18 protein-coding genes and 1 pseudogene are annotated in these 26,446 nt (G+C 46.2%); 4 read left to right on the top strand and 15 right to left on the bottom strand.

Annotated elements, in window-relative coordinates; genetic code table 11:
* Positions 1 to 209 precede the first annotated feature (209 nt).
* The 3 genes from GC096_RS23430 to GC096_RS23420 are packed head-to-tail and all read left to right on the top strand — an operon-like array spanning position 210 to position 4,628.
* The gene (locus GC096_RS23430) at positions 210 to 2,012 is read left to right on the top strand and encodes a cache domain-containing sensor histidine kinase (protein WP_171633641.1); all 1,803 of its coding nucleotides are present in this window, start codon (positions 210 to 212) and stop codon (positions 2,010 to 2,012) included.
* 5 nt (positions 2,013 to 2,017) lie between these two features.
* Positions 2,018 to 3,664 (top strand): response regulator, encoded by a 1,647-nt coding sequence (locus GC096_RS23425; RefSeq protein ID WP_171633640.1) that lies wholly within the window; start codon positions 2,018 to 2,020, stop codon positions 3,662 to 3,664.
* Positions 3,651 to 4,628 carry a sugar ABC transporter substrate-binding protein gene (locus GC096_RS23420; RefSeq protein WP_171633638.1) on the top strand — a complete coding sequence of 326 codons (978 nt, stop codon included), beginning with the start codon at positions 3,651 to 3,653 and terminating at the stop codon, positions 4,626 to 4,628. The genes GC096_RS23425 and GC096_RS23420 overlap by 14 nt, the downstream gene beginning before the upstream one ends.
* A gap of 233 nt (positions 4,629 to 4,861) precedes the next feature.
* Here the strand turns inward: GC096_RS23420 and GC096_RS23415 are convergent, their stop codons facing one another.
* From GC096_RS23415 to GC096_RS23405, 3 genes are all read right to left on the bottom strand, one after another.
* Complete coding sequence (locus tag GC096_RS23415; RefSeq protein WP_171633637.1) at positions 4,862 to 5,422, bottom strand: hypothetical protein; 561 nt, start codon at positions 5,420 to 5,422, stop codon at positions 4,862 to 4,864.
* A 462-nt stretch (positions 5,423 to 5,884) separates the two neighbouring features.
* Entirely contained in the window at positions 5,885 to 6,652 is a 768-nt protein-coding gene (locus GC096_RS23410) for an alpha/beta fold hydrolase (protein ID WP_171633635.1), read from the bottom strand.
* A gap of 28 nt (positions 6,653 to 6,680) precedes the next feature.
* Positions 6,681 to 7,601 (bottom strand): COX15/CtaA family protein, encoded by a 921-nt coding sequence (locus tag GC096_RS23405; RefSeq protein WP_281366834.1) that lies wholly within the window; start codon positions 7,599 to 7,601, stop codon positions 6,681 to 6,683.
* A 240-nt stretch (positions 7,602 to 7,841) separates the two neighbouring features.
* Here GC096_RS23405 and GC096_RS23400 point away from each other — a divergent pair, with 240 nt between their 5' ends.
* Complete coding sequence (locus GC096_RS23400) at positions 7,842 to 8,087, top strand: TetR/AcrR family transcriptional regulator (RefSeq protein WP_171633634.1); 246 nt, start codon at positions 7,842 to 7,844, stop codon at positions 8,085 to 8,087.
* Positions 8,088 to 8,575: 488 nt separating this feature from the next.
* Here GC096_RS23400 and GC096_RS23395 read toward each other — a convergent pair whose 3' ends face one another.
* The 12 genes and pseudogenes from GC096_RS23395 to GC096_RS23340 form a co-directional block, all read right to left on the bottom strand.
* On the bottom strand, positions 8,576 to 9,559 hold the full coding sequence (locus GC096_RS23395; protein WP_216626244.1) for a formylglycine-generating enzyme family protein: 984 nt from the start codon (positions 9,557 to 9,559) through the stop codon (positions 8,576 to 8,578).
* 135 nt (positions 9,560 to 9,694) lie between these two features.
* On the bottom strand, positions 9,695 to 11,326 hold the full coding sequence (locus tag GC096_RS23390) for a sulfatase family protein (RefSeq protein ID WP_171633631.1): 1,632 nt from the start codon (positions 11,324 to 11,326) through the stop codon (positions 9,695 to 9,697).
* Between the two features lie 74 nt (positions 11,327 to 11,400).
* A complete protein-coding gene (locus GC096_RS23385) occupies positions 11,401 to 13,629 on the bottom strand; it encodes a glycoside hydrolase family 3 C-terminal domain-containing protein (RefSeq protein ID WP_171633629.1) in 2,229 nt (742 codons plus the stop codon).
* A gap of 14 nt (positions 13,630 to 13,643) precedes the next feature.
* Positions 13,644 to 15,191: a sulfatase family protein gene (locus GC096_RS23380; RefSeq protein ID WP_171633628.1), complete on the bottom strand. Its 1,548-nt coding sequence runs from the start codon at positions 15,189 to 15,191 to the stop codon at positions 13,644 to 13,646.
* Between the two features lie 23 nt (positions 15,192 to 15,214).
* Positions 15,215 to 16,537 (bottom strand): sulfatase family protein, encoded by a 1,323-nt coding sequence (locus GC096_RS23375; protein ID WP_171633626.1) that lies wholly within the window; start codon positions 16,535 to 16,537, stop codon positions 15,215 to 15,217.
* A 22-nt stretch (positions 16,538 to 16,559) separates the two neighbouring features.
* A complete protein-coding gene (locus tag GC096_RS23370; RefSeq protein ID WP_171633624.1) occupies positions 16,560 to 17,414 on the bottom strand; it encodes a carbohydrate ABC transporter permease in 855 nt (284 codons plus the stop codon).
* A 1-nt stretch (position 17,415) separates the two neighbouring features.
* On the bottom strand, positions 17,416 to 18,312 hold the full coding sequence (locus GC096_RS23365) for an ABC transporter permease (protein WP_171633623.1): 897 nt from the start codon (positions 18,310 to 18,312) through the stop codon (positions 17,416 to 17,418).
* A 22-nt stretch (positions 18,313 to 18,334) separates the two neighbouring features.
* The gene (locus GC096_RS23360; protein WP_171633621.1) at positions 18,335 to 19,852 is read right to left on the bottom strand and encodes a type 2 periplasmic-binding domain-containing protein; all 1,518 of its coding nucleotides are present in this window, start codon (positions 19,850 to 19,852) and stop codon (positions 18,335 to 18,337) included.
* Between the two features lie 102 nt (positions 19,853 to 19,954).
* Positions 19,955 to 21,421: a sulfatase family protein gene (locus GC096_RS23355; RefSeq protein ID WP_171633619.1), complete on the bottom strand. Its 1,467-nt coding sequence runs from the start codon at positions 21,419 to 21,421 to the stop codon at positions 19,955 to 19,957.
* 82 nt (positions 21,422 to 21,503) lie between these two features.
* Positions 21,504 to 23,288 (bottom strand): sensor histidine kinase, encoded by a 1,785-nt coding sequence (locus GC096_RS23350; protein WP_171633617.1) that lies wholly within the window; start codon positions 23,286 to 23,288, stop codon positions 21,504 to 21,506.
* Positions 23,285 to 24,298 carry a response regulator gene (locus GC096_RS23345; RefSeq protein WP_171634285.1) on the bottom strand — a complete coding sequence of 338 codons (1,014 nt, stop codon included), beginning with the start codon at positions 24,296 to 24,298 and terminating at the stop codon, positions 23,285 to 23,287. Before GC096_RS23345 ends, GC096_RS23350 begins: the two co-directional genes overlap by 4 nt.
* Before the next feature lie 645 nt (positions 24,299 to 24,943).
* A pseudogene (locus GC096_RS23340) lies at positions 24,944 to 26,236 on the bottom strand (IS4 family transposase).
* Positions 26,237 to 26,446 lie beyond the last annotated feature (210 nt).

Genomic DNA, 26,446 nt, shown 5'->3' with positions numbered 1-26,446 from the left:
GTATAGGATACGAATCAGGCAAGGGTATACGGAGTTTCGTAGACACTTCTTGTAAATTATTATTCACTTTTTGAATCCCAAAATTAAAAACAGTACTTTTTTATTCAAAAAGTGCACTTTTTTGTTTAATGATTGCGTTTTCAAAACGATTGATTCATAATTTACAATAAGCTTTCGACACTTCTGATCTAATGAAAGGTATTTGTAGGATGGATATATATCGAAAAATCACTTCCAGCCTTCGGGCTAAACTTTTAACGATGTTTGTTATACTCACCTGTCTTCCTTTAATTGTTGTAGGTCTCATTTCATATAATAAATCGTACAATACCGTATTTAATAACAGCAAAGCAGCAACGATGATGCTTGCAACACAACTAGCCACAGACATTGATAATGTATTTACAGATACGAAGAAACTATTGGAACTGGAGAAAAACCCTAATGTTTTACATTTTCTTTTTTCACAAACAGATTCCAATTTAGATGCACGAGAGATTTTACAAACAATGTCTTCCTATAGACAGACGTATCAATATGATGGCGTGTTGAACATTACGATGATTAATCTTTATGGCCGAGGCATCAGCGAGAGGAAAGGTGTCTTTCAACTTAATAAAAACGCCTTACGAAATCCGCATTTTGAATATCTGATTCAACATCCTGAGGCTGTCTTGAATATCCCACCTGATGATCCTGCCTCTATAGATCCATTAGATGGTTTTCAATACAAAAAGCATAATATTATATCCATCGTTTCCACGGTTAAACAACGCGTTACGCATGAAGTCATTGGATTCATTATTATTGATGTCGATGACAGTATTGTAAAAAAGTTTAGTGATAACGTCATAATAGGGAAAAGCGGTTTTTTTTATGTCGCAGACAACGAAGGTAACGCCATATTCTTACCATCTAAAGCCACCAATAGTACAAATCGGCTACAGAATAAAAATATTTCTTCTATAATAGAAAACAAAACCAAAGACTATGTGGATTCTTCCGAAGGTAAACCAGAATTTATTGTGACTTCTCTTTCCATGTCCACGGGTTGGAATATCGTTGGAGTGGTACCGCTGCAAGAAATTGTGGAAGAGGCCAATTCCATTCGTCAACTCATCATCATTAGCGTTATGCTTAGCATCGTTTTTGCTATAACCTTGCATTTCTTTGTCTCTACTCGCTTGACTCGACCGGTTCGCATACTCAAAAATAAAATGCAACTCGCCGCATCTGGCTTTCTTGAAGCTAAAGTCGTTCTTACGGGTACGGATGAAATCTCCGATTTGGGCAATAGCTTTAACATTATGATTGGGAAAATTCGCATGTTGCTTGATCAGAGTATTAAAGAACAGCAAGAAATCAAAAAATCGGAGCTTAGAGCCTTACAGGCGCAAATAAACCCCCATTTCTTATACAATACATTGGATTCCATCCTTTGGTTGGCACAATCTGAGAAAAAGGATCAAGTCGTCCAGATGGTCATGGCTTTATCCAAACTGTTTCGAATTAGCTTAAGCAAAGGAAGAGATTGGATCACATTTGAAACTGAAATTGAACACCTTCAGAGCTATTTAACCATTCAACAGATGCGGTATCGGGATATTTTAGACTATGAAATTGCTATAGATTCAAGCCTTAACTCTCTACTTATTCTTAAAATGACCTTGCAGCCCATTGTTGAAAATGCCCTCTATCATGGGCTTAAAAATAAGCGGGGCAAAGGGTTAATTCGGATTACCGCGAAGATTGAGGACGAAGATAATTTCCTAATTGTGGTACAAGATAACGGTAAAGGCATCACGGAAGAGCGACTTCAACAACTGCGGAAGGATTTAATGGAACCGCATACGCCGAAGGAAACTGGAAATGAGGTATCCGGAGGGTTCGGATTGCACAATGTTCATAGACGAATTCGCTTATATTATGGAGAAGCTTATGGCGTACAGGTAGACAGCATGGAAGGTGAAGGAACGATTGTTAGCATTCGAATACCGTGTGATTGGGGATGATGTCCGTGAAAAAAATATTGCTAGTTGACGATGAGATATTAATTAGAGAGATCATTCGTGATTGTATTGATTGGGAGAAAGAAGGGTTTATATACTGTGGCGATGCATCAGATGGCGAGGTTGCCCTTCCTATTATTGAAAGCTTACAACCTGACATCTTGATTACGGATATTCTTATGCCTTTCATGAACGGGCTGGAATTAAGCAGCATTATGAGTAAGCAGTTTCCAGATATGAAGATCATTATTATTAGTGGCCATGCGGAGTTTGAATATGCAAGAACAGCGATGCAAATTGGTGTTGAAGAATACTGTTTGAAACCAATTAGCCCAGATGAGCTGTTGAAGGTGCTCCACAGAGTCAGTCAACAAATTGATAAAGAGCTAGACATACAAACTCAACTCCAATTACTTAAAGATAAAGAAAACGAACATAGCGTCATTTCGCAAGAAAAGTTATTGAATGATCTCTGCAGTGGTTTCATGACCACCTCAGAGGTGATGCATCATAGTGCTTCTATTCAATTGACTATTATCGCTCATTATTATGTCGTAACCGTACTGGATTTACGTGAGACAGAGGCATATAAACATAATGACTTGAATGCTATGTATGAACATGAGCGCTTACTATTGGACAAGTGTGTTCGATTGAAGGTGAATGTTGAGCATTTGATGTTTCAACGCAGCCGCTCTGAAAGTGTTTGGATCATTAAGAGCGATACCTTAGAGAATTTGAAACTTGAGTTACAGGTATTTCAAGATTTACAAAAAGAGATCTCCGAAGAAGCTCACTCTCTGCCGATCTCCATTGGCATTGGCAGTGTGCAAGATCGCCTCCAGAATGTACATTTATCCTTTCTTGATGCCATGGAAGATGCTCACTGGCGGAGGCTATCCCGTCAAAATCGAAATGTGCTAAGTGAGATGAAGACAGAAACCTTAGATCCGACGCTCTTTTTGGACCGTGGTGCTTTTATGGATTTTTTGAAAATTGGGTCGCATAATAAATTAGGATCCTTCGTCGCTGAATATGCTGCAGCATTAGCTGATATTAATTGGCATTCCTCTTCCATTGGTTTTTATATTTTAAATGACGTGACCATTGAAGCTTTCCGTTCCAATAAAGATATGTATCGACATCTTGCTGAACCTGAAAAGTCACTTCATCAATTCCAACAGATGATCGGCAATATACGGAGCTGGGAAGAAACTTGTGCTTATTTGGTCAGTTTGATCGAACAGTTCTGGAACTGGCGTTCTCGTATTTACGATAAATACAGTGATATGATTACGAAGGTCAAAGATTACATGCAATTGAGTTTTGAGAGGGATAATTTCTCCTTACAAGATGCTGCCGAGTATGTCAATCTAAGTCCTAATTACTTGAGCAGAGTATTCAGCCAGGAAACGGGTCAAACCTTCATTGAGTTTTTGACCCAAATACGCATTCGCAAAGCGATGGATCTGCTTAAAAGCACGTCGGCGAAATCCTATGAGATCGCTTTTTTAGTGGGTTATAATGACCCCCATTATTTTTCCAATTTATTCAAACGCTTAACCGGTATGACCCCCAAAGAATTTAGAAAGAATGGGACTGCTGATGAAGCTCTCGATAGCACGAAGGGAGATTCTCTTCATGAGGATGATTAAATGGGTGACACTTGGAACGTTGATGTTACTGGTGTTAACGGGATGTAGAAGTTCAGCTTCCACTCCTGAAGTATCTTATTCGACATCAAGCTCACCAAATTCAACGAGTTCTAACACGAAACGTGCCGATATGCTCACATTTGGAATCATCTATCCGATGGCCCATCCTTTCTATGAAATGATTACCGATTCTATTGAGATTGCGAGTAAGCCACATCCTGTACAATTAATTGTCAAAGCACCTGATGAAATTAACTTAGAGCAGCAAATGCGAATGATGGAAACTCTAATTACTCAGAGAGTCAGCGGAATCGCCATAGATCCCATTGATCCTATTGCCTTCGAGCCCTTGATTAATAAGGCCGTGCAGGCTGGTATTCCTGTGATTTGTTTCGAATCCGACGTGCCTAACAGTAAGCGTTACTCCTTTATCGGCAGTGATCCACTTCAAGAAGGTACGCTCATGGGGCAAATGATTGATCATAATCTGAAAGGCAGAGGCATGATCATGATCGAGGGAAGTATGTCCGGCTCTCCTCAAATACGCCAACGACTACAGGGATTAGAACAATATTTGAAATTAAACACGGAAATTCAAGTTCTGGAGAAGAAATATCATAACGGCGATAATGAGAAAGCTATTACAGATCTAGAATCCATGATTAATGAGCATCCACATTTTGACGCTCTCGTCCCGCTCGATATTGTTTCCAGCTCCAATGCAATCTTGGTGTGGAAATCGCAAGGACTGAAGCGTTATGCGATGACGTTCGGTTTGACACCTGAAGTGAAAGAGGCCTTATTGAATGGTCAAATCAATGCTGTGGTTTCTGAAAATGAGCATCTATGGGGTAATCTGATCATTGAGCAACTTCTCGCCGCAGCTAAACAGGCTACGCCAACGGGTTGGATTGACACTGGCTTTGAAGAGATTAAACAAGAGGAAATGGCTAATAACTATTGAAAGCTAAACTACCCATCTATAATATATCTCTCATGCTTCGAATATTTCCAATGTTCGTTGTAACGTACTCTGTTCAAGACATCCATTATCACGCCTATACAAAAATCCCTCTTACGCGATTGGCAATGAAATATCCAACGAAATGAACGTAAGAGGGATTATGCAGGACTTATTTTGTTACTTAGTTACTGTCACACTCATCGTATTGCTGGATGTTGCACCAGCATAGTTCACTAACTCCGCGCGGTATAGGCCTTGTTCGTTATTATGGCTGTTGCCGATTGAGCTGACGGTGAATTGTTCGTCAACTCTTGCGAATAGATGACAACATCATTTTCATATAAACGATAACTTGTACCATTCGTTCCCCACCACATATTCATTGTGACGTTGAAGTTCCCGTCATTATCCCAATTGTTGTTCGACAATACTGCTTTTGCCGGAGCTGCTTGCGTTACGATTTGAAAAAAAGTATTTAGTCCAATAAAAGCAATATTGTAAAGAATTGTGTTTTTCGTTAATTTCCATATGATGGAGTCAAACCCACCTTGGAACAAAAACTCAAAGTTTTTGAACCAGACAAACTTACTTGCGATTCCTTTGCTAAAATCATAGTCCACAAAGGCGTAATAGACACCAAACATCGGCAGATATGAAAATAGGATAAAGAATATGATCATTGGGGCAAGCATGAAATAATACGTTTTATGGTCTCTAAAATCCGAAAATAATTTTTTCTTTGTATTTTTCTTCGTATTTTCTTTCGTTTGCACAGTTGTGATGGCTTCTGACATATGCTCTCCCTCTCCTTCTGATTTGATTTTATCAAAGGCAAAGTTAAGGGCATATATCACTTTTCTATGATTTCTTGTAATTTTTAAAGCGCATACATGAAATATAGAGCGCTTTCTTTCAGCAAACATGTACTGTCGTAAAAAAAGAGTGTCCGCACGGGATACTATACTCAAGTTCTGTCATTTCATATGAAAATTGTAAGATGATACGTCGTGAAATTATTTAAGAACGCAAAAAAACACGATACCTAATACCAATTCTTATCCAGTTTTTTCACTTCCATAAAGTCTCCGCCAAAAAGCATTAATATTAATTAAAAAATCACTTTCAACCTTATTAATTTGATCATTATGGTGTATTGGAAGGAAGGCGACAATAGATTGAACAACTAAATGATATGAAGGCAGCCGATCGATGATGGCTGCCCTCATGCCGTTATTGCACATATCCTTTAGATTGTGCTAATTATTTTTAAATTGCTCCATCCAATTCTGCATGGCATCAACAACCTTCTCCAACTGGTCATCTTCTCCGATTTGAGGATCACTATCTCCCTTTTGCGGGCCATAGGATCCGAATTGTCCGTGATTCCCGCCATTGATCGAAACATATTCCGTTAACTCGGGAAGATTGGCTTTTGAGCTTTCCCATTCCTCAAGTTTAAGAACCCCGTCAGACGTACCTGTAATTTGCAGCGCGGCAAGGTCGGTTTCGGAAAGGCTTCCGCTCTCATCAGCATACGAAGCTAAGAAGTAGATGCCTGCCAGTTGATCGCTGTGCTCTGAAGCATATCTGGCCGCAAACGCGCCCCCTAGCGAGTGTCCTCCGATGACAAAGGATTCGCCCGGATGCTCCTTCACGAAGGAATCGGCTTTGTTTTGCCCAAAAATAGCCAGATTAAGCGGCATTTTTGCAATGTATACACGATGACCTAGCTTAGCAAGCTCGCTTGCAAACGGCGAATAGCTGCCCGGCTCAACTAATCCGCCAGGATAAAAAATAATGTTGGGCTGCATGATGCTTCCATCCGCAGGCTCGAATGTATACCCGTTTTTCCCCTCTGTTACATTTACCTCGCTGTTGCTTTGCAATGCCGACTCCGCTTTATTGCTTGGTGCGTATGTTTGAGATTTTAGATACAGGAATGATCCGGCGGCAACAAGCGCGATGAGGACGAAGCCCGCCAACAGGATGCGCAGCCATATGCGTTTTCGTTTTGTCTTTGTCACTGAGCAACTCTCCTTTGAATAACTTTCATTATTTTTCAATTGTTGCGGGCTTGGAAAGCCTCCATGTCAGATAGCTCATGTAGGCAAGCATGCCAAATAGTACAGCAATAGTGGTCATATGGGCTAGTACAACGAACATGTACACTTCCGGGCGGCTAAGCGTATACAGCATGCCTACGCCAGTAAGAACTTGGAACAAAATGAGACCAACAGCAAACTGGGCTTGCATCGTCAATTCACGATTGCTCTTGTAATTTTTGTAAATCCAAAACCACAACATGACAACCAGCAAAACCAGCAGCATTCCGGCGATCCGGTGAGTCAATTCGATTGTTATCCCTCCTGCCACTTCCTGCAGTCGACTGCCTGTGCAAAACAATCCGGTACAGGAACCTGCCGAATCGGTATGACTTACAAATGCGCCGGTATAGACCACCAAATAAGAATATACGGTCAAGCACCATACAAAATTGCGAAATGCCTTGCTTGTCCTCGGCATCTGCTCGAATTTCGCAAGTCCCCGCGCCTTCTGTTCTTGCCTCGAGCCAAGACTCGTCATTAAAGAACTCGCTAAAGCGATAAAAGCGAAGCCCAAATGGAGCGCCATCACGGGGGGAGATTGTGAAAATACGACTGCTAATGCACCCATTGTGCCTTGAATGACGACAAAAACCAGTGTTAGCGCTGCAAAAAATTGCAAATCTTTTCGCTGCTTCAAATACACTAAAAAAGTTAGCAGTGTAGCCACGGCCAAAATGCCTGCAGTCGTACTCACCAGCCTATGCGTGTATTCGATGACAGAAGCAAGCGTATGAGCCGGAACAAATTTCCCGTGACACAGTGGCCATTCCGTGCCGCATCCCAGACCGGACTCTGTTCTGGTGACGATGCCACCTCCAAATGTCGCGAAAAACATAAACAGCGTTGTTGCGTAACTAAGCCATTTCAACCGAGTAATCGTTGCCAGTATTTTTCACCTGCCTGTTCTTGATGCAACCATGACAATAATTTTCATGGAGGAGATACTTTGATCTCATTAAATTATATATACCAGTAGGTTAATTATCAAGACGCTTTTTAAAATGATGAATTGTCATAAAATATTCATGGAGGTAGTTATGATAAAAAACACTCGCAAAGCGCGCCAGGTAGACCCAAGCATGCAAAAAATGATCCTTCCATACAAGAAATGATTATTAAGACTGCATCCAAACGCTTTATGGAGTACGGATACGAGTCTGTGTCGCTGCTTCAAATCGCCGAAGAATGCCAAGTGTCCAAGCCTGCTATTTATTATCATTTCATTAGCAAACCGGAATTATTTAATGTGGCAGTTACGACCGTCTTAAATCAAGTACATAGGCATATATCTCGTATTCTACAGGAGGCCGAACACCTCGAAGAGGGATTGGTTACAGTAGCTGAGCACGGTTAACCAATCCCCATGCCGAAATCGAAACGATGCTGAGAGAGGCTGAGCCCTTTTTAAATGAGGAACAACTACAGGAAATAAGACAATCCGAGCATAGTATCTACCAGTTATTAGCGGATCATTTTCAATCGGCAATGGTGTGTGGCGTCATAATTACTAAGAAAATATTGATGTTTTATGCGATTTTTTAAAGGGTAGTTTTCATAAATAGTGAGAATTCACTCATACGCCATATCGCAAAGATATCCTTATTACCATAATTGTTGAGACTATCCGCAACCAAGGAAATGTATGATTATTCATTTAGATGCATACGAGGAATCCCCTCCCAGGTGGGAACATTTAAGAGCATATCCCCCTTCCTAAAAGACAAAAAACACGAATCCCCAATGTGGGTTATCGTGTTTTTTGTCTTTTAAAAATTCACCTACATAATATCTATTAAACAGGGACATGACCAGCATTCATCTAGTTTCGAAAGTGAGTACAACCTAAACATCAGCAGCACAGCGAAAGCCCATATTGCCTGTCGAACTGTCCGGTGTATTTTTGCTGCGGGCAGCTACACGGTAGCGGTTGCAGTAGGATCTATGGCATAAATATGACCCGCCGCGCATGACACGGCCCGTCCCCTCCGGCGGACCAGAAGGGTTAACCCGCGGAGCGTTCATATGAAAGGTTGGACTGAACCAATCCGCGCACCATTCCCACACATTGCCGGCCACTTGATATAGGCCGAATCCATTCGGCTCAAAGGACTTTACTGGCGCCGTCCCGGCAAATCCATCACTAGCGTTGTTTTTTTCTGGGAATTTCCCCTGCCATATATTGCACATATGTTTGCCGCCAGGTTTGATCTCATCTCCCCAAGGATATCGTTTCTGAACGAGTCCTCCGCGGGCTGCGAATTCCCATTCTGCTTCTGTCGGCAGTCGTTTGCCAGCCCATCTGCAGTAATCTTCCGCGTCATTCCAAGAAATATGAATCACCGGGTGGTCGAGCCTTTCTTCGATGCCAGAGCCAGGCCCTTCCGGAACATGCCAGCTGGCACCTTCGACTCCCAGCCACCACGGCGTTTGTCTAGGCGAACCGATAATGTTGACTCCGGTTCCGGGTACAAACAGATGAAAGACATACGACCATCCGAATTTCTCCGCCTCTGTTACATACCCTGTTGCGTCTACAAACTTCTTGAATTCCGAATTCGTTACCGTATACGGATCAATATAGAACGGATCAATGGTGACGGCTCGAACAGGACCTTCCCCATCCGAGGGAAAGCCCTCCCTATCGTCTGTCCCCATCAGAAACTCCCCGCCCGGTGAGTAAATCATATCTTCTTTGGCAGGTCGAGTTGGTGGGCAAGCCTGATTCGCTTCAATTTCTTTGTCCCTCACATCAGGGATGAACTTCAAGGAAGCCTGACTTCTGGAAGCAGAGCAGCAGGAAGGCTTATTCGAATCTGTCATATTCATTACCTCACTTTCTAACGTGTCACTCTTTCCAAGTTATGTTCCCCCTGCCCGTACCTGAAAAACCGAAATGTTTGGCCGCATAAATAATCAGCCCCGTGATATTCGGGTACCGACGTTCTTCACGTTCTTCACAATTCAGTACGCGATCACATAAGAGGCAATCGCTTCTTCACTATCTTTATAGCCGATTCGAATCGCTTTCGAGCGAATGGTCGCGGACCCTTGGTTCAAAATAATGGGACCGGTATACAGCTTCCAACGCGGTTTCGACCCTTCGTCTGTCGTATAGGCAATGGACGCGCCTTGAGTCGCTGTATGCAGCATGACCGCCGTTTGTTCATCAAAGGTTCCTTGCAAACAAGGCACTATCCCTGGTATATGACCGTTGATCGGGATGAAGATCGGCGCCGCAGTAACCGGCTGCACGCCGCCCGGCCACATTTGCGCCACCATCCACTCTTCCGGTACGTCGCCCCATACGTCGTATTTACTCCGCCATTTGTCCAACGCGCTCCGCAGCCGTTCCAAGTCATCCTTGTACTTCGGGTCGTCCGCCAGGTTGCGGATTTCGTAAGGATCTTCCATGCAATCGTATAGCTCTTCGGCAGGCCGATTGTTCTGCATGAAGAGCTTCGTGTCCCCTTCCAGCTTACCAGAAAGATGCAACCTCCACAGCTCCTGGAACATCGGATGCTGGTGGCTGAACTTGATCCACTGCAGATAAGGCTTCTCCGGGTAATAATTCCGGATGTATTTGAACCGCTTGTCACGAATGGCGCGCATCATGTCGTACGATTCGTCATACCGGTCGCGGGTGGCGAATACATAATTTCGCGGTTTGTCCTGCTTGGGACCTAAGAAAGGCTGCCCTTGCAAATGGCAGGGAAGGATTACTCCCGCCAGCGAAAGCACCGTCGCTCCCAAATCGATCATACTAACCAATTGATCACTGACCCGCCCCACTTCCACCACGCCCGGCCAGCGGACAATAAGCGGAACGCGGATTCCCGCATCGTAAGGCCAGCGTTTGGCGCGGGGCAGACCTTCGCCGTGGTCGCTCCACAAAAATACGACAGTATTGTCCGCGAGCCCGTCTTCCTCCAACTGCCGTAACAGCTCACCGACATAATCGTCCGCCTCGGCAATGAGGTCATAGTACTTGGCGAGTGACTCACGCGACTTCGGCGTGTCGGGCAAGTAAGGTGGAATCTGAACTTTATCAGGGTCGGTAGCAAGCGTCACATCGTTATCCTGATCAGGGTGAACATATTTCCGCATCATATTTCCCCACATACTGCTTTCGTGCGTTAGCAAATGGTTGAACACGGCAAAGAACGGCTGGCCCGGCTCCCGATGGCGCCAATGGCCTTCCTTCCCGTCTTGGTCCCATGCCGTTAAAGGCGAAGCGAATTGATAATCCGTCTTAAAATTATTCGTACAAAAATAGCCGTCCGCGCGCAAATACTCCGTAAACGTCTTGACATGGGCCGGAGGAACCGCAAAATACGGGGTCGGAAGCTCCGGCATATAATGATTCGTATGCTCGGTCCGCATATGATGCGTTCCGATCGATGTCGGATACATGCTTGTGATGACAGCCGACCGGCTAGGGGAGCACACACCGGCAACCGCATACGCATGAGAGTACAGAGTCCCATGCTGTGCAAGGCTGTCGATGTTGGGAGTTCTTGCTAAAGAATCGCCGTAACAGCCGAATCGCGGGCTAGTGTCTTCGAGCGAGATCCACAAAATATTGGGCCTGTCCATAACATCCCTCTTTTACTGAGAATAGGAACGCAACCCTTTTGACAAAGGGTTGCGCGACGAACGATTTGTTACTTTTACTGATTCACTCCGAACATTGTGCAGATCCTATCGACCGCATCCTGCTCCGCAGCGAAACGCCGTGGAAGAAAAGCGATCAGGGTCCGGATCGGCATACCAAGGAAGATAGGGAACATAGGGCTCTCTTCCGTCAGATTCATTTGATCCATCACGTACTGGACTTTATCCGTATGACGGTCGTCGATTCTCCATTCATGAAGGGAGTGCAGAACAGTTAGCGGCTCTCTCGTATCTTCGGAAGCGGTGAACTCGATTGTCTCAGCAAGGCGGATATCGCGAGAAGAGGAGCCTACGAGAATGTGAAACTCGCCGGTTTCGACGGCAAATTTGCCGAAATGCTCCACCCAATGGGAGAAAGCGCGCTCATTCAATTCAATCTGAACGGACTGGGTTTCATCTGGGGCCAACTCAACCTTCGCAAAGCCCTTCAGCTCCTTATCAGCTTTCTTCACGGTCGACTTCACGTCGTTCACATACACCTGAACGACCTCTTTGCCGGCGCGCCCGCCTACGTTTTTCACATCCACTGTTACCTTCAACACATCGCCGTTCTTCAAGCTGCCATTTGACAGACGCAAATTCGAATACTCGAACTCCGTATAGGAAAGACCGTATCCGAATGGATATTGCACCTCCAGCTTCTTCGTATCGTAGTAACGGTACCCGACAAAGATGCCTTCCGAGTAATTCACCCGGTTAATATTACCTGGAAAAGTAAGATAGGACGGATTATGCTCCACAGCGATCGGGAACGTTTCCGTCAGCTTCCCTGACGGGTTTACTTCGCCGAACAAAACGTTTGCGATCGCCGAACCTCCCGCCTGGCCTGGCAGCCACGCCTGAACGATTGCTTTTGCCTGTGAATCATACGCACCAATATTGGTTGCCGAGCCGCTATTGACTACGACAATAACGTTAGGATTGACCTTCGAAACCTCTTCGATCAGCCGCGTATGACTGCGCGGAATGTTCAAGTCCGTACGGTCATATCCTTCGCTTTCGATTTTCTCCGTTGTTCCGACGAAAACGATCGCGGCGTCCTGCCCAGCTGCCAGCTTGCCAGCTTCTTTGATAAGCGCTTCGTTGTCATCCGTTTCGTCATAACCCGCTCCATATGTAACCTGGGCATATTTGGAGATTTCTTGAAGCGGAATATCGAGCTTTGCCGGGTTCATATGGGAGCTGCCGCCGCCTTGGAAACGGGGCTCTTCTGCAAACTTGCCCAGTACTGCCACTTTGGCATGCTTGGAAATAGGTAGCATTGCGTCTTGGTTCTTCAGAAGTACGATCGCTTCTTCCGCCACCTTGCGGGCAACCGCATGATGGCGTGTCGCATCGATTGATGGTACGTTTCGCTTGTTACCCAGTACCTTCTGCACGACCGTAAGAACCCGGCGGACATGATCGTCAAGCTGCGCGTCCGTTACCTTTCCGCTGAGGTACGCCTCCATCACTTCTTCACTGCGAAGGCCGGGTCCCGGCATTTCCAAATCCAGACCGTACTGTACGGACGGTACCTTGTCCACAACGGCGCCCCAATCGGACATCACCAGCCCATCAAAGCCCCATTCCTGCTTTAGAACACCGTTCAGATACTTGTCATTGTTTGCCATATGGGTGCCGTTCACTTTGTTGTAAGCACACATGACCGTCCAAGGCTCCGCCTCTTCTACTGCCATTTCAAAAGGAAGCAAATACATCTCCCTTAAGGTGCGCTCGTCCACTTCCGAACTGACGACCATCCGGTTCATTTCCTGTTCGTTGGCGACAAAGTGCTTCACGGACGTTCCAACGCCGCCGCTTTGCACGCCTTGTACGAAGGCAGTTCCCATTTTCCCCGTTAGGTACGGATCCTCGGAGAAATACTCAAAGTTGCGCCCGCCGAGCGGAGAACGCTTGCCGTTCATGCCGGGGCCGAGGAGAATGCCGACGCCGTAGTGTTGGCATTCCTCAGCGATCACGGCGCCGAGCTCACAGACCAACTGCTCGTTCCACGTAGCCGCCATCGCTGCTTCGTTTGGAAAGGCAGTGGCTGGCTTCGTATTGGATAACATCTCTCCTACGTCCGAACCGGTCGAAAGTCTGAGCCCGTGGGGGCCGTCAGTCAAAGTGACGGAAGGAATCCCCAACCGTTCGATTGCTTGTGTGGTCCAAAACGATGCTCCGGCGAGCAGGCTGATCTTCTCCTCAACCGTCAGCTTGCGGATGATATGATCAATGTCCATTGTCAGTCTGCTCCTCATTTCCCCGCCATTTTGGCGCCAATTTTTGCTTGGAACTGCGCCATGACGGTATTCGGCTCTTGCGGGAACTCGCCGGGATGCCTGCGCACGAGCTCTGGCACAAGATGACCTCGGCCTGTCTCTTCTAACCGCTTGGCATACCCAGGCAGATAGCCCCTGGCATGGAACGGCCCGCCTTCTTTCATCACGGTCCACAGTGGGTCTACGGCGTCGCTATTCCGGCGCATCGCCTCGTCATGCCATTGGTTCAAATAATAGACTGCTTCCATACAAACATTGCGATGTTCGGACGCAACATTGAACTGTTCCTTCGGGTCTTCGTCCAGATTAAACAGCATCTCTTCATCGAACAGATGGAATCCGTCATGATAGGATCGAATGTATATCCAATTCCGGAAGCGAACGCTGCGCTGAACGACATGCGCGCATTGTGAGACGACCAAATACTCGCGTCCGCAGTCCGTTCCTTCTTTCAGGACAGGAGCGTAGCTGGCACCACACCAGTCGGGCACGACCGGAGTCCCCAGCATGTCCGCCAGCGTCGGCAGCAGGTCGAGATGGTAATGCAGCCCGTCATCCACGATTCCCTGCTTCATGCCCGGCCAACGAATAATCATTGGAATGTGGCAGGTACCCTGATCAGCGGTTGCATGCTCCCCGTAAATGCCCAATTGCCCCATATTCTCGCCGTGATCGGCGGAAATGATAATAATTAGATCGTCCATGACGCCCTGCTCTTCCAAAGAGGCGAACAACCGGCCAAGATGCTCATCCATATAACGGATGCCGCAATCGTAGCCGTCGATCATCGTTCTCATGCCGTCCATGTCTTGAATGTCCCCTGGGTGCCTTGGGAATACCGGACTCGTTTGGTTATCGTAGGTTTTGTTGCGGTAATCGATGTTCAATTCATTCACGCTATGGGAACCGACCATTTGCTTGTGCCTCTCGAGCACTTCCTCCGTAAGCCATGCTGGCAGCGGCTCGTTCTCGAACGGATTGCCGAACTCCGAAGGCGCGCGGTATGGCGTATGCGGATCCCAGTAATTGATATACAGGAACCAGTCTTCCTTCTTCCCATTGCGATCGATCCAATCAAGTGCGACAGGAGTTACATGCTCGGCCGACTCATTGCCATATCTGCCTGTATTCAGAATCTCATTGAATCCAGCGTAAAAATGGAAGGTCGAATGCCGTTGAGCAAAAGGGCTGATCAGAACCGTGTTCAGATCGGCCGCCAGCCCCAAGTAAGTCGGGAGCGCGCCTCCGCGCGACAGCTTGCCCATTAGCTCGCGTTCCGTTCCTTCCAGCTTCATGTCACCCGCGGTTCCGCCGTGGCCAACAAGACCATTAATGATGCCGAACTTGCCGCTCATAAGCGCGGTCCGGGAAGGGGCGCACGGGGCGTCAGACGTGTAATAGTTCGTAAACCGCACGCCTTCGGCTGCGATTTTGTCAATATTCGGCGTCGTATTCCGTTCGTATCCGTAACAGCCCATATGATCTGGGCTCAGTGAATCCAAATCCAAAAATAAGATTCTCATTTTCCCAACCTCTCCCATCGTCCTTAAATATCTTTACCCCACGGATTGTTTTCGTCGATAATCGGCTCCCGGGACAGCGCTCCTGTCTCCTCCCACCAGCGGTCTACCGCGTTCTTGAGCTCTCGTCGAATCTCATCGACATCAAGTCTGTCCGCTATATTGACGTTCTCGTCCGGATCTTCTACTAGGTCATACATTTCCTCAAAGCCTTCTTCGTAATAAAACACATACTTCCACTTCGCCGTCTGTATGCCCCGGAACGGATGGTATCCCCAATATGCCTTGTAGTGCTCGAAAAATACTATTTCCTCCGAAGGACGTTCCACCCTCTGTAGTAGATGTAGAAACGATCCGCCTTCAAAATGCTCGGAAACCGGAAGTCCTGCCGCTTCCAGCAGCGTTCCTGGAACCGCTGCTGTGGAAAAGAGATCTGGAACCACTTTCCTAGGCGGCTTCATTCCCGGGACATAAAGAATCATTGGTACATTGTACAGCTCTTTATAAGGAATAACTCCTTTTAAGCGCAGCCTGTGCGCACCCTGCATATCTCCATGATCGCTGGTAAATAAGATCACTGTATTGTCCTTCAGTCCTTTGCTTTCGAGTTGGTTGAGTAAACGACCCAAATTACGGTCCATTAAACTCAGCATGGCGCGATAGCGCCATGCATCGCGTTTCACGATCTCCTCAGTCAGCACTGACTCGTTTTTTGTAGCCCGCTCTCTTTGGAATGCCGGCTTCGTAGATAAATCGTCTTTGTAAAAGCTTTCCGGCATCGGCATCAGCTCTTTCGAGAATGCGGCAACATCCTGCGGGAGGTATTCGAACGGGTAATCCTCCGGAGCATTCGGATGAGGCATGTACCAGCAAACCGTCATAAAGAACGGCTTCTCGCTCTGGTAGTCCGCCAAATAATTGATCGCTTGTATCGTCGTAACGGAATCCTTGTAGCTGTGAAACCGCGGATCTTCGTTCGCACCGTCCAGCTCCAGTCCGTCAACCCGGTAATTGGTAATCTGAAAATCGTGATCGGCTGGCGTCAGGCCAAGATGCCATTTGCCGAAATAGCTCGTTTCAAATCCGTGAGCGTTGAATTCTTTGGCGATTCCCCACTCGTTCGGATCCAACATATGGCCGATATTGTTGACGCCTACCTGATGAGGATATTTACCTGTCATCCATGTCGCTCTTGAAGGCGAGCATTGGGCTGACGTGCTGATTGCCCCCGTAAACCTGACGCCCATGCGGGCGAGACGATCCAGGTTGGGCGTGCGATAGCTCGGGTCGGCGCAGCTCATGGCCTGCATTTGCTGCTGATCTGTTGCAATCATGATTATATTTCGCATAGTGGGCTCCTCATTGAATTTCTTACCCTTTCACAGATCCTACCATCATGCCCTTATTAAAATACTTTTGTACGAACGGATAGATCAGGATGAGCGGCAAAGCTGTCGCAATAACAGCGGCCATCTTGACCGGCGGCCCATATTCGAACCCGCCGATGTCGGTCAGCATCCCGGTATCGGAGTCGAGCAAAAATTGACGCAGGAATGCTTGTACCGGCCATTTGTTGGAATCATTCAAATACAAAATGGCTTGGAAATAATTGTTCCAATGAGCGACCCCGTACATAAGCCCGATTGTCACGACCGAAGGCAGCGACAGCGGCAAAATAATGCGGAATAGAAGCAGCCACTCCCCGCAACCGTCCATTCTTGCCGCTTCTTCCAGCTCAAGGGGAACGCTGGCAAAAAAGCTGCGCATAATAATCAAGAGAAACGGAAAGATCGCCGCTGGCAAAAATAGGGCCCAGTACGTATTGAGCAGGTGCAATTGCCGCACGATCAAGTAAGTCGGAATCATGCCGCCGTTGAAGATCATCGTGAACAACACCATCATATTGAGCACTTTGCGTCCCTTGAGCCAGCTTTTGGACAGGCCGTAAGCCATTAATACCGTGAACAGCAGGCTGATGGCCGTTCCGCAAATCGTGATCACAAACGTATTTCGGTAAGATTGAAGGAAATTTTTATTCATCAGCAAATACCCGTACGCATTAATCGTCCACTTATGCGGGAGTATAAAAAATCCGCGCGTCAAATATTCGCTGTTCGAGGAGAAGGAGCTGAATAATACATAGGCAAATGGAAAAGCGATAAAGAGAAAACAGACAATCAGTAACAGATAGATGAAACCATCAAACAAAAAGTTTGCCTTTTTCATATTAGTAAACCCCCTCCTCCCCGAACTTCCTGGCAATCCAATTGAACGACAGCACAAGAATCAAGCCGACAACCGATTTAAACAATCCTACTGCTGTCGTAAAACTGAACTCTCCTTGTTGAACCCCTTTCCGGAACACAAACGTATCGAAAACATCAGACACTTGCAGATTCAAAGAGTTTTGCAAAAGCAAAATTTGTTCAAAGCCAACATCCATCACTTGTCCCAATCGAAGAATAAACAAAATGACGGCAATAGAACGTAAGCTCGGAAGCGTGATATGCCACATTTGTCGCCAGCGACCTGCACCATCGACATAAGCCGCTTCATATAGACCTGGATCAACAGAGGCTAAAGAGGCAAGAAATATGATGGTGCTCCAGCCCATTTCCTTCCAAATATTTTGAAATAAGAACAAGCCACGGAAGTAAGACGGATCGGTCAAAAGCTCAAATCGCGGTAGTCCGTTCTGCACCAACAGCTTGTTGATGCCGCCATCCTGTGTGGCAAATAAAACGATGGTAATGCCGGCGACAACGACCCAAGAAACAAAGTGCGGGATGTAAATCGTCGTCTGCACGATTTTCTTCACCCACGGCAATCTAGCTTCGTTCAAGATAAGCGCCATAATGATCGGAACCGGGAAGAAGAAAATCAAATTAATGCCGCTTAACACAAACGTATTGCGCAGAATAATCCAGAAATCCGGATCGACGAACAGCTTGCGAAAATTATCAAAGCCAACCCACGGACTGCTTGCAAATCCGCTAAGCGGGTCGTAGTCCTTGAATGCAAGGACTAGCCCCCCCATCGGAATATAGCGAAACAACAAGAAAAATAGCAGTCCGGGCAGAATCATGAGGTAGAGCGGTATACTGCGATTCCCAATGTTACGCATAAGAACGAATCAACTCCAACCGTTAATTTTTCAGCTTCATGTACTCTTCATTAACGTCCTTCGTAATTTGCTCGCCGCCGTTCTTGAGCCAATCAGCTGCCGCTTGGTCGACGCTGTCCACCGGCGCTTGACCCATAATGATTTTGGTTATGGCCGCGATCCACTTCTGGTCGATATTCGGGCCGAGTTTAGACTGGGATTCCGTAAGCACTTCGGCTCCTTGGTTCGGCCAAGGATACTTGGCGTTATTGGCGTTCCAGGCCTCGAGCTGCTTTACAAGGTTCGGATCCTCCCATTTATGCATTTGAATAAGCGGGTCGAAACGTCGGAAGAACCATATCGACAACAGTTGCGGGCGTTCCTTGTCGTAAGCTTCCAGCTTGACTATCTTTCCGTTATCCGACTTATAGTGCACATTCTCAATACCGTTCTTGATCAAGTCGTAACCTTCGTCGGACACCATATAATCCAACATCTTGAGGATGCGCTGCTGCTTGTCTTTGTCGATGGCATTGTTGATTACAACTTTAGCCGTCGTCATCGAGTTTGTCGTGGTACCTTGCTTTCCATCAGGACCTTTAGGCGGAATCACTTGCGCGATCACAGCGTTAGGCTGCGCTTTTTTCAACGTCTGGAACGAAGTAGTTAACAACTCGCCAGGGACAAATTCCGCGATCCCTACCTTGTTGGCTACAAATTTGTCCTTGTGATCGGCGACTTTATTGGTAGCGAAGTCTTTATCCAAAGCCCCACTTTGGTACATCTTGTTTAAATAGGTAACAAACTGCTTCATTTCCTTGTTTTGTGTTTTGAAGTTGACCAGCTGATCGCCGATTTTGATCCACTCGTTGCCGAGACCAAATGCTGCCATGATCGGCCCAGCCCCGGTAAATTTGTTGTTCAAGAAACCGAACGAAAATCCGCTTGTGTCTTGTTGGCCGTTGCCGTCTGGGTCTTTGGTTGCAAAGGCTTTGGCTACTTCCGCAAACTCATCGACGGTCGTCGGCATTTTCAGTCCCAGCTTGTCCAGCCAATCCTGGCGGATTGCTATTGAATCCCGGGTATCCTGGATATAATAGGGCAGTCCGTAGTATTTATCCTTCGGATTATTGAGCTGCAAAGCTTCCGCAGTAATTTGCTTGGAAAGATTCGGATACTGGCTCAAAACCGGCTTGACATCCATGAAAATATTTTTATCTCGCCACTTGATAAATTCATTTTGCTGAACCCAATATACGTCCGGGAAGCTGTTGGAAGCAGCCATAACGTTTAATTTTTGGGCCATTGTATCGGCCGGTACCCACTGAATTTGCAAATCGATGTTCAGCTTCTCATCCAACTTTTGTACAATGGCATTATCGCTCGGCCATCCGCCGCCGGCAAAGCTCGGCGCAAGAAGGCTGATCGTCAATTTCTTGGAAGTATCCGCCCCCTTGGCTTCTCCCGACGATTTAGGCGCAGTTGTATTGCTTGCTTTCCCGCAGCCGACAACACTTACAGCCAGTAATGAAGATAAGGCGATTACGGCGAGTTTCTTCATTTATTCATTCCCCCTTGAAGGTATCGATGTGATCTTTATCACACCACTTACTATACAAGCATCTTATCGAATTAACGTTATCCGATTTTTTTATTTATTGTCTCATTTTATTGCACCGTGATCCCCGATTATCGGAGCCCATTGCAGCTGGGCGGCGGGCGTACGGTCGAGCACGAAATCCCGGCGCCTGCGGCACCAGTCCGCTGCTTTCGCATAAGCCGGATGACCGATCACATTGACCAGCTCCTGCGGATCTTCCTGGAGATCGTACAATTGCTCCGGCACGTGGTCGGGATCGTCGTACTGAAGCATGCGGACATACTTAAAGTGGTCCGACTGTATCATTTGCCACTCTCCAGCGCATTCCGAGAAAGCATAGTCGCGAATGCGTTCGGCTTCCCCGGTGACGATCGGCAGCAGCGAGCGGCAAGGCACCCGATCGTGAAAAGCTGGCCAGTCTTTATTGAGCGCCGCTTTCGAATCGATGCCGGCGATGTCGAGCATCGTTGCCGTTAGGTCCGTCAGCTCTACCGGCGAAGCATTCAGCTTCCTGTACAAATAGTCTGGATGGCGGATCGCCGTAGGCACAACTGCGGAAGCATGGTAAGGGGATTGCTTCTGCACGCGGCCGTGATCCCCCATCATTTCGCCATGGTCGGCCGTAAACAATATGACGGTTTCGTCCAAAATGCCGGCTTCCTCCAGCTTCGCGAGGATACGTCCGATCTGCTCGTCGATGACCGCGATCATGGCCTTGTAGGCCCGGCGCATGTTGTACAGCCGCTTCTTGGCTTCATCGGTAAGTTGCCCCTTCGGGCCGGGAAGAAAATCGGCGATCTCCTCGTACGGAATCTGGTCCAGATACGATTGCGGCGGATCATAAGGCGGATGCGGTCCGACGAACGATCCGAAAACAAAAAACGGGATATCCTTAGGCCGATGCTCGATCGCTTCCACGATCTTGTCGCCGATGACGATATCCATGTAATTGTGCTCGCCAAACGGGAACGGTTCTCCGCTGAAATTTTGGGTTTCGGCGTCGTTGCCGTTTTTGCCGCTCCTGTCGTTGAACGCCCGATACGATTCCAGCAAGCCTTGACGATCTAGGTGCTCCGCATAATCGCAGTAGTTGCGACTCACGAGCTGCTTGCCGGAAGCTTCCCAAACCTCGTCAAAGCCATACCCGCGAATCTCCTCCTTGATGCTGATGAGCGGATGGCCTTGTCCGATAGGACAGCCGAATTTCCACCCCTGCAGCCAGTGAAATTTGCCGATTCCGTACGTTTTATAGCCGGCGGTCTGCAGCGCGCGCGGGTAGGTCGGATGCTGCAGCGATAAATCGCCCGACATCGCGGTCATGCCGATTTGATGCGTGTATTTGCCTGTCAGCAGAGCGCAACGTGCCGGCGTGCAGACCGGATTGACGGAGACGCAATTCGTAAACCCGACACTTTCGGCGATACGGTCGATATTTGGCGTTGCCATCCGGCCTAATCCGTGATAACTGACGTGATCGAGCCGGTGCTGATCGGTCATAAGCAAAATAATGTTTTTCATAGACTGCGGCATACGTTCCCTCCTAGGTTCATAGTTATCCCGCTACCTACGATACCTGCTCTGCCCGGCCTAATTCTTTACCCGTTTTTTTTATTTATTGACTTATTTTTTTCTCCAAAGGAATTCGAATGCCGATCACAGTGCCTCTGCCCGGAAAAGAGTGAATCGAGACTCCGTAGGAACGGCCATATTTGAGCTGAATGCGATTGTGGACATTGGGCAGACCGAGTGACTCACGTTGAAGCTCCGAATCTTCGGACAATTTCATCGCGAGCAAATGTTCAAAGCTTTGCTGCTTGCTTTCGTCAATGCCGGGGCCGTTATCGGCGATTTCTATGATCAAATCATTGCCTTCGGCATAGGCGGTGACGATGATCGCCCCGTTCCCTCCACGCGGCTCGACCCCGTATTTTACCGCATTCTCCACAATTGGCTGCAGCGTCAGCTTCAAGATTCGGCAATCTAAAAACTTTTCGTTGATCACGACTTTGCTTTCAAAGTTTTTGGGAAACCGGATATGGATAATTTCCAAATATTTCGTCAGAATGGATAGCTCGTCTTTTAGCCTTACCTCCATATTGGCGAAGCTCGCCGCGTAGCGATATACATCGGCCAAATTCTGGGAAAGCTTTTCCGTTAACGGATTCCCCTCTAGGCACGCAATGCCGCTGATGATGTTCAGCGTATTATAGAGTAAATGGGGATTGATCTGGTTTTGCAGCGCCTGGATGGTGGCCTCCTGCTGATGCAATTGCAGCTTCATTTCCTTCATTTCCAGTTCGGCTACCATACGCATCGTATCGTTCAGTTGCTCCGTCATCTTGTTAAAGCTGTGACTTAATATTTGAAACTCACTGATGTCGGAGATCGGCTCCAAGCGCACGCTTAAATCTCCTCTGGCTACTTTCTCTATAGCGGACTTCATTTTTTTGACTGGGCTGACAAACTGCCTCAGCACTAGTGGAATAATCAGGATAAGACAGAGAATCATAATGGCAACGGTGACGATGGAAGAGTTGATAGCCGTATTCAATCCGCTCGCGATTTCCTGATACGGGACGATCGCAACGATATACCAGCCGGTTTGTTCGGATTTCGTCACATGAACGAGCGATCGTTTGCCATTCCATTCCTGAATGCTGGATTGGCCGTCCGGCTTCAGGGAAAGCTTAGCCAAATCCGTTTTGCTGCGAGGAAAGCCGACCCACCTTTCGTCCGGATAATAGATAACGTCGTCTTCCGGCGAAAGGATGAAGAAGAAGCCGCTTTTGCCTAATGTAGATTTTTGGAACGTAGCGTTGATTTCGGCCAAAGTGAACTCGATAACTAGGTTTCCTAGGAAGGTTACACTTTGAGAACTGTATACGGGAATGAGCATGCTCATAACTGGCAATTCGTTTCTGGAAACTTTGTACGTAGGCAGTGTTTTCGTATGGTTTGCCGGAATCTCCTGATACCATGGCGCATCGGTAAACGAAGTGTCGATTTTATTCAGCGCAACCACTCGCTTGTCAGCCGAAACCAAGTATAGGTTGACGATCTCCGAAAAATGAAAAGACGTATATAATTCCATTTCCTTTTGCATATCGGCGACTTCATCCCGGGATAAGGGCGAGGCTCCTTCCAGCCACCTCTGAATCAGCTCCGTCGAGATTAGGGTGGTTGACGATTGCGACATTAACTTCAAATAAAACTCGAGGTGATGGCTCAGGCGCTCAGAGGCTTCTCCCGTGATCGTCTTGAAATCCTGCTTCACCGCTTTGTTGTAGAAAAAATAAGAAAAGCTGGTCATTAAGACAACGACCAGAATGGACAAGCACATGAAAATGGTGAACATTCTTGCTGCAAGGGAGGAAATGCGAAACAACCCCAGCCTCATAGTCCCAGACTCCTTTTATATTCGTTCGGCGATAGCCCTGTTACCGTTTTAAACAGGCGGTTGAAATACGGAAGCGTCGAAAAGCCCACCATATCGGCAATTTCATATATTTTCAAATCCGTCTCAAGCAGCAGCAGTTGTTTCGCCTTATCGATTCGATATTGGTTCAAATAGTTGACGAACGAATCTCCGGTATTCTTTTTGAATATGACGCAAAACCTCGAAACACTTAAATCCGCAATTTCAGCAATTTGAGACAGCGCAATTTCTTTCATATAATTTTTCTGTACGAACTCTTGAACTCTCTTCATAATCAGATTCGTTGTTTGAGTCGGAGCCGTTTCCATATACCGAAACCAATTCTCTAATAAGGAATAAAAATATTTCAGAACCGCTTCTTTATCTTGTCCGTCTAAGGAAGCCCATTCCTGTCTGTCCGCTGTATGGCCGGTTTGTTCATATAACTTGTCCGATAAGATACGCAGCATTCCCATTTTTTCACCATGTGCTGCATTCTTGACAGTTAACACGGATTTAATTAACTCAGATAATTCCCGCCAAGCTTTTGGCTGATCAAACGTATCCAGCTTATGAATAAATTCGTGTATGTGAAGCCAATGTTCCCGGTGTCGGTGCGTACGCTGCATAATTTCCACGGAGTTTGTAAGGGCTTTCTTTATTTTCTCTTCTGAAATCGGTTTAAGGACATACTCTGCAACCCCATACCTCATCGCTTCTTGGGCATAGGAAAAGTTGTCATAACCGCTGATAATAATCGGTACAACAGACACTTGATATTCATACACTCTTTGCAGCAGTGAGAGCCCATCCATCTTCGGCATCATAATGTCGGTTATCAACACGTGTGGCCACAACTCATTCATTAGGTTCCACGCTTCTTCGCCGTCTCTGGCTTCGCCAATCACTTTAAATCCTTCAACCCTTTCAATCAACTCAATGACCTGATTTCGGATCCAGAATTCATCTTCCGCAACAAGTACTTGATACATAAATGTCACCCATTCCTTCCTGCCGATTCCTTTGATAGCGTTTGCGTTTAGTAATACCCTATTCAGAGGGTCTCTATTTCTGCTAAGGAATATTCATGCTTTGCCGTCATAATATACTACAATCATTGACTGTTTTACATATTTAGTAGTACTAAAGTGGTGAGGCAGGATATTTGCAAGTAAAGTCTTTAATAGAATTTAAAAAAGGTTATGATAAATTTTCATCATAACCAGGATTTAATCCATTTTCATCAAGACGACGTAATTCATCCAGCCCGAAAAGATGGCAATCATCTAAACATACAATCTTACCTGATAAAGCCGAGCTGCTAACGGCCCGAGTGAATTTGTGGGTCGACATCGAAGTCATTCCAATTTGATGTGTAAACTTTCCGGTTAACAGTGCAGCCCTAGCAGGAGTATAAACCGGATTAACGGAAACTCAGTTGGATACTTCCCCTCCATTTACGTCGGAATCGTATCTTACTATACGCCTGTTTCAGGTCTACTGCCTTACTCTATTTTTTTATTTATTGACTTATTTATTTGTCGATAACGTAATTGTTCCATTGAGATATATTCTTCTGCCAGCTATTAAGTCCATCAAAAGGACCAACGTAAACAACCTGATTACTATTAATTAACTCAACTTTCGCAGCTTAAATCTATGAGCAATCCCTTGATGTAGCTAGGCAAACCGAGGATCCACTCACGGAGTTGACAAAATACATTGGACTTCTCCAGTTTTGTCTTGGCTGCGGCGATCTGCAGGAAAAACGTCATCAGCTGCTGCAAGGCGGTTTGGTAATCCAGATCTCTTACTTCATCGGCAAAGAGGAAAAATAGACCGCCTAGCGACTTGGCATCATTCTCCTGCCGACACTCAAATTCCATAACTAAATAACGGCTAAATACTACCGTTGTATAGCTGATCAGCATGTCAAATGAACGACCTTGGAACTCTGTTCCTAGCTTTAGAAAACTTTTTGTGAATTTGAAAAAAGTCTCGATGCTCCAACGCATTCCGTCGAACGATCTCATCTGCACTTACCGTCAGATCGGTACTGAGAATTGCCAACCATTCCCTGCGTTTGTTACGGTTCTGAACGAAAACTAACTTAACCCGTAATCCACATGCTGTTTCGACAATGATTGAGCCAAGGATTTCATTGTCTTTGTTCTTAGGAAGTGTGCTGTACAGCTCTTTTAAGCTCATTAACTTGCCATTCAAGCGGTAGCGTTGTTTCATCTCTTTGATCATTCCAATAACCGAAAGTCCCATTGCATGTAGCTTTTGAAGTAACGGCGCTTGAGTAAACCAACTGTCCATCAGCACAAAGTCAGCTGTAAATCCGGCAGAAAGTGCACGCTGTAACAAGTCTACGACAGCATCCGGTTTACGGGTGAGTGCTTCCAATCTACGCTTATACCCATGGCTGCGTTTGTAAATATGTTCCTTCATTTCGCAAATTCGATTCACTAGTTTAGCCGAAGAAAGCATGACGAAGTCAATTGGAGCAAAACTAAACCCATCTGACCAACCAAGTGTTAGCATGGTAAATCCTTTGGTGAAACGTCCCGTTGTATGGTCGAATACACGAGCTAGCAGTTCCGCTTTCTTACTCCGATTACGGTTTAAAACGGAATCGTCGATGATGAAAACACGCGTACGCGAAGGAGCAATAAGCGATTCAAAGTGTTGGATTTTTTTAAAGCAAAGCTATGATGAAACTTCCGCCAAGCGAAAGTGCCTTGATTAAGAAAACGATAAATGACATCTTTTCCAGGTAGCGATGCACCACGCTCACTTTCCAAAAGACGGAACCAGTTTCGACCTTCAAACACGAGAGAGAACAAGATCTGAAACACAGCTAAACTAGACGGACCAAACGACTTGTTAATTCCAGCTTTTCGTAAGAGTTGACCAATTTGTAGCATTATTTCTTGTAACCATAAGGGTTATCTAGTATCTCGTAGGTGCGAAAGTTGAGTTAATAATCTGTTTACAGATATTTTTTACTTAGACAAACGAAATAAGCCCTAGGATGAAATTTATGCATAATCCCCGGGCTTATTTCGTTATTTTTATTATTCTTCTACTGGAACATGCATAAAAAATGCTTATTTATGTATACTCATTAATTTTGA

Source organism: Paenibacillus plantarum, assembly GCF_013141695.1.
Taxonomy (GTDB): domain Bacteria; phylum Bacillota; class Bacilli; order Paenibacillales; family NBRC-103111; genus Paenibacillus_E; species Paenibacillus_E plantarum.
The sequence above is the reverse complement of the archived record's forward strand: the minus strand, read 5'-3'. Positions and strand labels throughout refer to the sequence as shown.

Bases quoted from the DNA above. Each gene is read 5' to 3' on its own strand.
- GC096_RS23430 (WP_171633641.1), top strand. From the start codon at position 210: ATGGATATATATCGAAAAATCACTTCCAGCCTTCGGGCTAAACTTTTA.
- GC096_RS23420 (WP_171633638.1), top strand. From the start codon at position 3,651: ATGAGGATGATTAAATGGGTGACACTTGGAACGTTGATGTTACTGGTG.
- GC096_RS23415 (WP_171633637.1), bottom strand. From the start codon at position 5,422: ATGTCAGAAGCCATCACAACTGTGCAAACGAAAGAAAATACGAAGAAA.
- GC096_RS23400 (WP_171633634.1), top strand. From the start codon at position 7,842: ATGATTATTAAGACTGCATCCAAACGCTTTATGGAGTACGGATACGAG.
- GC096_RS23395 (WP_216626244.1), bottom strand. From the start codon at position 9,559: ATGAATATGACAGATTCGAATAAGCCTTCCTGCTGCTCTGCTTCCAGA.
- GC096_RS23390 (WP_171633631.1), bottom strand. From the start codon at position 11,326: ATGGACAGGCCCAATATTTTGTGGATCTCGCTCGAAGACACTAGCCCG.
- GC096_RS23385 (WP_171633629.1), bottom strand. From the start codon at position 13,629: ATGGACATTGATCATATCATCCGCAAGCTGACGGTTGAGGAGAAGATC.
- GC096_RS23380 (WP_171633628.1), bottom strand. From the start codon at position 15,191: ATGAGAATCTTATTTTTGGATTTGGATTCACTGAGCCCAGATCATATG.
- GC096_RS23375 (WP_171633626.1), bottom strand. From the start codon at position 16,537: ATGCGAAATATAATCATGATTGCAACAGATCAGCAGCAAATGCAGGCC.
- GC096_RS23370 (WP_171633624.1), bottom strand. From the start codon at position 17,414: ATGAAAAAGGCAAACTTTTTGTTTGATGGTTTCATCTATCTGTTACTG.
- GC096_RS23365 (WP_171633623.1), bottom strand. From the start codon at position 18,312: ATGCGTAACATTGGGAATCGCAGTATACCGCTCTACCTCATGATTCTG.
- GC096_RS23360 (WP_171633621.1), bottom strand. From the start codon at position 19,852: ATGAAGAAACTCGCCGTAATCGCCTTATCTTCATTACTGGCTGTAAGT.
- GC096_RS23355 (WP_171633619.1), bottom strand. From the start codon at position 21,421: ATGCCGCAGTCTATGAAAAACATTATTTTGCTTATGACCGATCAGCAC.
- GC096_RS23350 (WP_171633617.1), bottom strand. From the start codon at position 23,288: ATGAGGCTGGGGTTGTTTCGCATTTCCTCCCTTGCAGCAAGAATGTTC.
- GC096_RS23345 (WP_171634285.1), bottom strand. From the start codon at position 24,298: ATGTATCAAGTACTTGTTGCGGAAGATGAATTCTGGATCCGAAATCAG.